Source organism: Nocardia miyunensis NBRC 108239, assembly GCF_001613065.1.
Taxonomy (GTDB): Bacteria; Actinomycetota; Actinomycetes; order Mycobacteriales; family Mycobacteriaceae; genus Nocardia; species Nocardia miyunensis.
The window spans coordinates 24,167-30,976 of record NZ_BDBQ01000131.1; the positions used below are offsets into that span (position 1 = coordinate 24,167).

5 protein-coding genes are annotated in these 6,810 nt (G+C 66.8%); 2 read left to right on the plus strand and 3 right to left on the minus strand.

Going from position 1 to position 6,810, the window contains the following annotated elements; genetic code table 11:
• Nucleotides 1-94 precede the first annotated feature (94 nt).
• A complete protein-coding gene (locus NM2_RS43740; protein WP_067682906.1) occupies nucleotides 95-886 on the plus strand; it encodes an IclR family transcriptional regulator in 792 nt (263 codons plus the stop codon).
• Nucleotides 887-904: 18 nt separating this feature from the next.
• Here NM2_RS43740 and NM2_RS43745 read toward each other — a convergent pair whose 3' ends face one another.
• From NM2_RS43745 to NM2_RS43755, 3 genes are all read right to left on the minus strand, one after another.
• Nucleotides 905-2,392 (minus strand): MFS transporter, encoded by a 1,488-nt coding sequence (locus tag NM2_RS43745; RefSeq protein WP_084532222.1) that lies wholly within the window; start codon nucleotides 2,390-2,392, stop codon nucleotides 905-907.
• A gap of 80 nt (nucleotides 2,393-2,472) precedes the next feature.
• The gene (locus NM2_RS43750) at nucleotides 2,473-3,759 is read right to left on the minus strand and encodes an acyl-CoA dehydrogenase family protein (protein WP_067682888.1); all 1,287 of its coding nucleotides are present in this window, start codon (nucleotides 3,757-3,759) and stop codon (nucleotides 2,473-2,475) included.
• A gap of 175 nt (nucleotides 3,760-3,934) precedes the next feature.
• On the minus strand, nucleotides 3,935-4,471 hold the full coding sequence (locus tag NM2_RS43755; protein ID WP_067682890.1) for a MarR family winged helix-turn-helix transcriptional regulator: 537 nt from the start codon (nucleotides 4,469-4,471) through the stop codon (nucleotides 3,935-3,937).
• Nucleotides 4,472-4,737: 266 nt separating this feature from the next.
• Between NM2_RS43755 and NM2_RS43760 the strand changes: the two genes are divergently transcribed.
• Entirely contained in the window at nucleotides 4,738-6,720 is a 1,983-nt protein-coding gene (locus tag NM2_RS43760) for an acetoacetate--CoA ligase (RefSeq protein WP_084532226.1), read from the plus strand.
• Nucleotides 6,721-6,810: the final 90 nt, after the last annotated feature.

Sequence of the window (6,810 nt, forward strand, 5' to 3'; positions counted from 1 at the left end):
TTCGTTCCCGGTGAGGTTCTCGCGGGTGTGGACGGCGTGGCATATCGGCGCGGTGCGCCCGCACGTGTTCTCGATGTACAGTATGCTGTCCTGTATGACAGGACAGAGCGCTACGTCGAGTACCTATCGGGAGCGCAATTCGACGGCGGATCGAGCATTGGACATCCTGCTGATGTTCGACGACCGACGCCTGGTGATCACGGCCGCGGAAGTGGCCGCGGAACTGTCGGTCGCGCGGTCCACGGCCTACCGATACCTACAGAGCCTCACCGGATCTCGCTTCGTGGAGGAGGCCGACGGGACCGGCGGCGGCTACCGGCTGGGCCCCCGGGTGGTGGAACTGGCCCGCCTGGCTCGCCGCGGCCTGGGATTGTCCGAGGTGGCGCGCCCGGTGATGAAGCGGCTGGCCGACACCGTCGGCGAGGCGGTGCTGCTGACCCGGCTCGGCGGCTCGGCGGTCATCTGCCTGGAACGCGAGGAAACCATCGGGCGCGCGGTCCGCATCACCTACGAGCGCGGCGAGGTGCTCCCGATCAACGCGGGCGCGTCGGCGCTGGTGCTGCTGGCCTGGATGCCCGAGCAGCAGGTGGACGCCATTCTGTCCGGTACCGAACTGCGGCGGTTCACCGACGAGACGATCACCACCAAACGCTCTCTGCTGGCCCGATTGCGCGAGACCCGCAAGCAGGGTTACGCGCTCAGCCGTGGCGAACTCGATCCCGATGTGGTCGGCATCGGCGCCCCGATCCGTAATTCCGACGGGGACATCGTCGCCGGGCTGAGCATTGCCGCACTGTCCGCGCGAGTGCGCGACGACCGGGTGGCCGAGGTCGCCGCGGCGGTCTGTGCCGCCGCGGACGAAATCGGCGCCGGGCTCCACCCGTGATGGTGTGACGTCCGGCCGTCAGCGCTGAGGTCCGGCCGCGGCCGAGCCGGACGAGATCTGGGACGACGGGCGGAGTCTCGGCAGCAGCGCCGAGATCACCAGGGCCACAACGACGGAGGCCGCCAGGATCAGATAGGCGGCACGGTAACCGCTGTCCCGATAGAAGGCGGTGCCGTGCGCGACGGTTCCGCCGACGGCCAGGCCGAGGAACATGATCTGCATGGTCAGCGCGTTCACCAGATTCGTCAGGGTGAGTTGCATGCCGCTGGCCACGCCCTGGAGTTCGGGATCGACCACGCTCATGAGTAACAGTGGGGTGCAGGCCATTACGACGCCGCCACCCAGGTATTGCACCCCGACGAGTACCAGGATCTGGAGTTCGGTGTGGTGTTGCCAGGCCAGCGGCACCAGCCCGGCGAGCATGGCGACGAGGCCGATCACCCAGGGCAGCCGCGGATCACGGCGTCCCGCTATCCGGCCCGCGACCATTCCGGCGATCTGGAAGGCGATACCGCACGGGAGGGTGATCACCACCATCTTGGTGACCGACCAGCCCAGTCCGTCGGAGATCCGGGGAATCGCCGGGAACAGGCACAGGTACACCAGCATCGTCCCGGCGGTCAGCGAGATGCCCTGCCCGATGGAGGTCGAGGCGAGCACCGCGGCGACATCACGTCGTCGCAGGACGCCCAGATCCAGCAGCGGGTGCGCGGCGCGTCGCTCGACGATCACGAACGCCGCCGACAGCAGGACGCCGAGGGCGAGCAGGACGAAGAATCCGGGGCTCGCCCAGCCCCACACCGCACCCCGGTTCAGGCCGAAGATCAGCACGGCCGCGGCGGCGCCGAGCGTCAGGCCACCCATCCAGTCGAGGTGGCCCCGCTCACCCGTGCCCGGGATGTCGGGTACGAATGCCGACACCAGTACGAAAGCGACGGCGACGGCGACGACGACCACCCAGAAGACCACCCGGAAGCCGAGTGCGTCGAGCATTCGTCCGGCGACCAGCTGACCGACCACGATCACCAGCCCCGTCGTCGCGCCGATCGACCCGCCCGCGACCCCGATCTGCTTGGGCGGGAAGATATCTCGCACCGCGGCCACCGTGAGCGCGGTCACCGGGATGTACAGCGCGGCGATACCGCGGCCGACGAGCATCACGTCGTAGTTCGGGGCGGCGGCGGTCACGACGTCGCCGATCACACCGGCGGCGATGACGCCGAGCATCACTCGTTTGCGGCCGTAGATGTCGCCGAGCTTGGTCACGAATGGCGTGACCAGAGCGCCGCCGAGGGTGAGCAGCAACGTGAACCAGACGATTTGCGTCGTGTGTAGTTGCTGGGCGACCGTGGCGGACGCGAGGCCGGTGGCAATACCGGCGAAGAAAAACAACTGTGCCGGCCACAACAGGGCCAGCAGGATCAGGAGGGACCGGGCGTCGAAACGCCCGGACTCCGACCCTTCTCCCGGCGATTGGCTTCGATTCTGGGCGTCCATACGCGCCATTGCGTTTCCTCGATGTATTCGGCCGGGAAAATCCAGCTGTTCGAATGATTGTTACTGTTGCGCCGGGCGGCCCGATGCCGTCAGGCGCGCTCCGCGAAATAGGACTGTGCGAAGATCTCGGAGAACTTTTCCTCGTCGACCATGACATTCGTCCGGCCCATCGAATAATCCCGGTAATAGCGCGACATCCGCGATTCCCGGTTACCGCCCTGACTGGTGCCGGATGTGCGGAACATCAGCTCGACCGCCTCCCAGCCGAGGTTGAGCGTCTGCTGGCGCATCAGGCCGAATTCGACGATGTCCGGCCAGGAATATCCCTTGCCGTCCCGGGTCGCCTCCTCGCAGATCTGTGTCATCCGGGCACTCAGGTCGAGCAGCAGTCGCTCGGCCGCCGCAACCCGGCCCGAGGCCAGGCCGAACCAGCGCTGGTAGTCGCGATTGAGATTCAATGTGGCAGGCGCCTTTCCGGCGCCTTCCTCGGCGAGTCCGGACGCTTGACCGGCATGGACGTTGTCCGGGGCCTTCTTCTTGGTCAGAATGCGCTCGTACTCGTCCAATGCCGCTCGGGCACAACCGATCAGCACCGCGGTGATCTCGAGCGGCAGCATCAGCGCGGGCTTCACGGTGTACAGCGGATTGCCGTGCAGCAGGTAGCCGGGGGTCTCGGCCTCGGGGCTGAACGGGAACGGGTCGGCGATCACGAAATGGTCGGGCACCACCGCGCCGTCGACCCGGATGCTGTTGGATCCGCTGCCGCGCATGCCGAAAGCCCGGCCGCGCCAGTCGTCCAGCATGGTCCAGCCCGAACGGGGCACCAGCGCGAGTCGAATCTCGGGTGCGGCGTCGGCCGGTGCGGCGGAATCGATCACGCGCGCCCAGAGCATCGCGTGGGTGGAATACGGCGATCCGGAGCAGTAGTCCCAGGTGCCCTCGATGCGCCAGCCGCCGTCCACCCGTTCGGCGGTGCCCCGCGGAATGCCGCGGGTCGGCGATCCGAATTCGCCGGTGGGTGACAGTGCCTCGATCTGCGCCGATTCGGAGAACCAGGAGGACAGCTGTACCGCGTGCGCCGAGGCCAGAGCGAGGCACCACGCGCTGCCGGGGCACCCGCGTGCGATTTCCATGATCACCCGGACATAGGTGGTCATATCGAATTCATAGCCGCCGAAACGCCGGGGTACGAATATGCGGTAGAACCCGGCGTCGCGGAACTTCTCGTGCATTTCCGGTGAGTATGTTCCGCGTTCGTCGGTGGCCGCCTGCTCGGCCAGCAGTTGCGGGCGCAATTCCCGGGCGCGGCGTACCAATTCCTCGGGGGTCAGATCCGGTTCCGGTGGTGCGATCGTCCATTGGGTGACGGTGGTCATCTGATTCGATGCTCCATTTCTCGCAGTGCAGAATTCATAACGTGTACTACTGCGAGTAAACCGACGGGACGCGGAGACCGACAAGGTAACCGCTGGCTCTTTCCGGTATGCGGAAATCCGGTCGATTACCGGGCGACGAGTCGAGCCGAACATCGCCCGGCGGCGGGATCGACCGTCAGAAGCGCTTCTTCGAGGCGATGTCGTCGGCGCCGTTCATGAGCTTGTCCAGCAGGCCGATCAGGGTCTCCTGCTCCGGTCCGCTCAAGGTTCCGGCCCATGCCTGTTCGCGTTCGTTGTGGGCTGGAAAGGCACCCGTGAAGGCGTCGTGGCCGATGGCGGTGAGAGTGAGCTGAACGGCTCTGCGGTCGTGGTCGGCCCGGGTCTTCTCGATCAGGCCGTCCCGCTCGAGGGTGTTGACCAGCGCGGATACCGCGGCCCGGCTCATACCCGACAGCTCGGCGACGCGCTTGGCCTCCAGTGGTCCGCCGAGCCACAGCACGAACAGCACCCGGAATCCCGACCAACTCCATCCGCGCGGCCGGTGCACGCTCGATTCGAGGTCGTAGACGAGGGCGGTGGTGACCCGGTGCAACGTGAGCACCAAGCGCATCGCGGTGGGGTCGATCGGACCCAGTTCGCGGTCGGCCTTCTCGACGGCGAACTCGACGGAGGACACGTAGTCGAGTTGCGCCTTGCCCGGCCTGGTCGTCATGGGACAAGCGTAAGTGTGCGTCGACCTGGAGTGAGCCGGACCTGTAGGGCGCTGGATCGGCCTCGGAGTCTTCCCAAGGTCGCGTGAGCGGGCTATCTTGGGTGCCGAGATAATCAAAGCATTGATCAAATATTCCCGCCGCGCGGGTGCGGCAACTCGCCGATCACGAATCAGGCTGTTCCGCAATCGGATTCCGTCCGCACCGCTCGTCCGGCGCGGGCGCCGGTCCCGTGCGAATGGCTGCGATGTGCTGGAGGAGAGCCGAGATGACAACCAACGCAATCGAACCCGAGCTGCTCTACGAGCCCGACGAGGCGATGGTCGAGGGCGCTCGGGTCCAGGACTATCTCCGGTGGCTGCGGGCCGAGCGCGGCCTGGACTTCGAGTCCTGGGCGCAGCTACACGCGTGGTCGATCGCCGAGTCGGCGGAGTTCTGGCGGTCGATCTGGGATTATTTCGAGATCAAGGCGCACAGTCCGTTTCGGACAGTTCTGGCCGACGACTCCATGCCCGGCGCACAGTGGTTCCCGGGGGCCACGCTGAACTACGCCGAGCACTCCCTGGGTCTGCCCGAGGACGCGGATCGCGTCGCGGTCGTCGCGCACTCCCAGACTCGCGAGCCGGTGGAGTTGACCTTCGGCGAACTCGCCGAACAGGTACGCCGGGTGCGCGCCGGTCTCGTGCGGTTGGGGGTGGAGCGCGGCGACCGCGTCTGCGGGTATCTGCCGAATTGCCCGGAGACGCTGATCGCCTTTCTCGCGACCGTGAGCCTGGGGGCCGTATGGTCCTGCTGCGCACCGGAATTCGGCGCACCGAGCGTGATCGACCGGTTCGGTCAGCTGGATCCGAAGGTGCTGCTGGCCGCGGCCTCGTACACCTACGGGGACAAGGCGATCGACCGGCTCGCCGAAGTCGAGGCGATCCGATCGGCGCTGCCCACGCTCGCGCACGTCGTCCACGTGCCGTACGGGGATCTGGCTCTGCCCGACGCCGTGGCCTGGGCCGATGTGGCCGCCGCGACGGACGAGCCCATGGCGTACGAGGCCGTGCCGTTCGATCACCCCCTCTACATCCTGTTCTCCTCCGGCACGACGGGTCGGCCGAAGGCGATCATCCACTGCCACGGCGGCATCCTGCTGGAACACCTGAAGAATCATTCGTTCCACTGGGATCTCGGGCCGCGGGATCGGTTGCTGTGGTTCAGCTCCACCGCGTGGATGATGTGGAACCTGCTGGCGTCGGTCCTGTTGACCCGGGCGTCGATCGTCATGATCGATGGGAATCCGCTCTATCCGGATCTGCGCGCGCAGTGGCGACTCGTCGAGGACACCGGCGCGACGCTGATGGGAGCGAGCCCCGGATATCTGATGGCCTGCCGGAAGGAGGGAGTCCGGCCCGCGCAGGAGTTCGGACTCGAGCGTCTGCGGCAGATCGGCGTCGTCGGCGCGCCATTCCCCACCGAGGGGTTTCGCTGGGTGTTCGAGCAGTTCGGCAGGCGCGTCCTGCTGAACGTCGGCAGTGGTGGAACGGATGTGTGCACCGGTCTGGTGCAGGGATCCCCGCTGCAACCGGTCTGGGCGGGGGAGATGTCGGGCGCGAGCCTGGGCGTGGACGTCAGGGCATTCGACGACACCGGGGCCACCGTGATCGGTGAACTGGGCGAACTCGTGATCACCTCGCCCATGCCGTCGATGGCCATCGGCTTGTGGGGTGACACCGACGGTAATCGGTTGCGCGACACCTATTTCGATCGTTATCCCGGCGTGTTCCGGTTCGGTGACTGGTGCCGGTTCTCGGCCGAGGGAACCTGCGTCATCACCGGCCGTTCGGACGCCACCCTCAACCGCGGCGGTGTGCGCCTCGGAACGGGCGAGTTCTATCGCGTGCTTCAGGACGTCGACGAGATCGCCGACAGCCTCGTGGTGCATCTGGAAGACCGCGAGGGCGGGGTGGGGGAGTTGATTCTGTTCGTCGTGCCCCGCGCCGGTGCATTGGTCGAGGAAACCCTTCGCGCGGAACTGAAGTCACGAATCCGGTCCGCGCTCTCGCCGAGGCATGTCCCGGACCGGATCGTCGGGGTCCGAGGTGTTCCCTACAACCGCACAGGTAAGAAGCTGGAAGTTCCGGTCAAGAAGATTCTGCTCGGGGCCGAACCCGACACGGTCGCATCCGCCGACGCGCTGACCGAGCCCGCCGTACTCGACGACTTCGCCGAGTATGCCCGCAACCGCGCGGTGACCCGGGCATGAACCCGAGACGCGCTGTCCGGTAGACGATTTCGACGCTCCCGCTCTCCGCGCGATCGCGGAGAGCGGGAGCGCATCTGTTCTGGGTCAGTG

Coding starts and splice junctions, on each gene's coding strand:
- NM2_RS43760 (WP_084532226.1), top strand. CDS start 4,738: ATGACAACCAACGCAATCGAACCCGAGCTGCTCTACGAGCCCGACGAG.
- NM2_RS43755 (WP_067682890.1), bottom strand. CDS start 4,471: ATGACGACCAGGCCGGGCAAGGCGCAACTCGACTACGTGTCCTCCGTC.
- NM2_RS43750 (WP_067682888.1), bottom strand. CDS start 3,759: ATGACCACCGTCACCCAATGGACGATCGCACCACCGGAACCGGATCTG.
- NM2_RS43745 (WP_084532222.1), bottom strand. CDS start 2,392: ATGGCGCGTATGGACGCCCAGAATCGAAGCCAATCGCCGGGAGAAGGG.
- NM2_RS43740 (WP_067682906.1), top strand. CDS start 95: ATGACAGGACAGAGCGCTACGTCGAGTACCTATCGGGAGCGCAATTCG.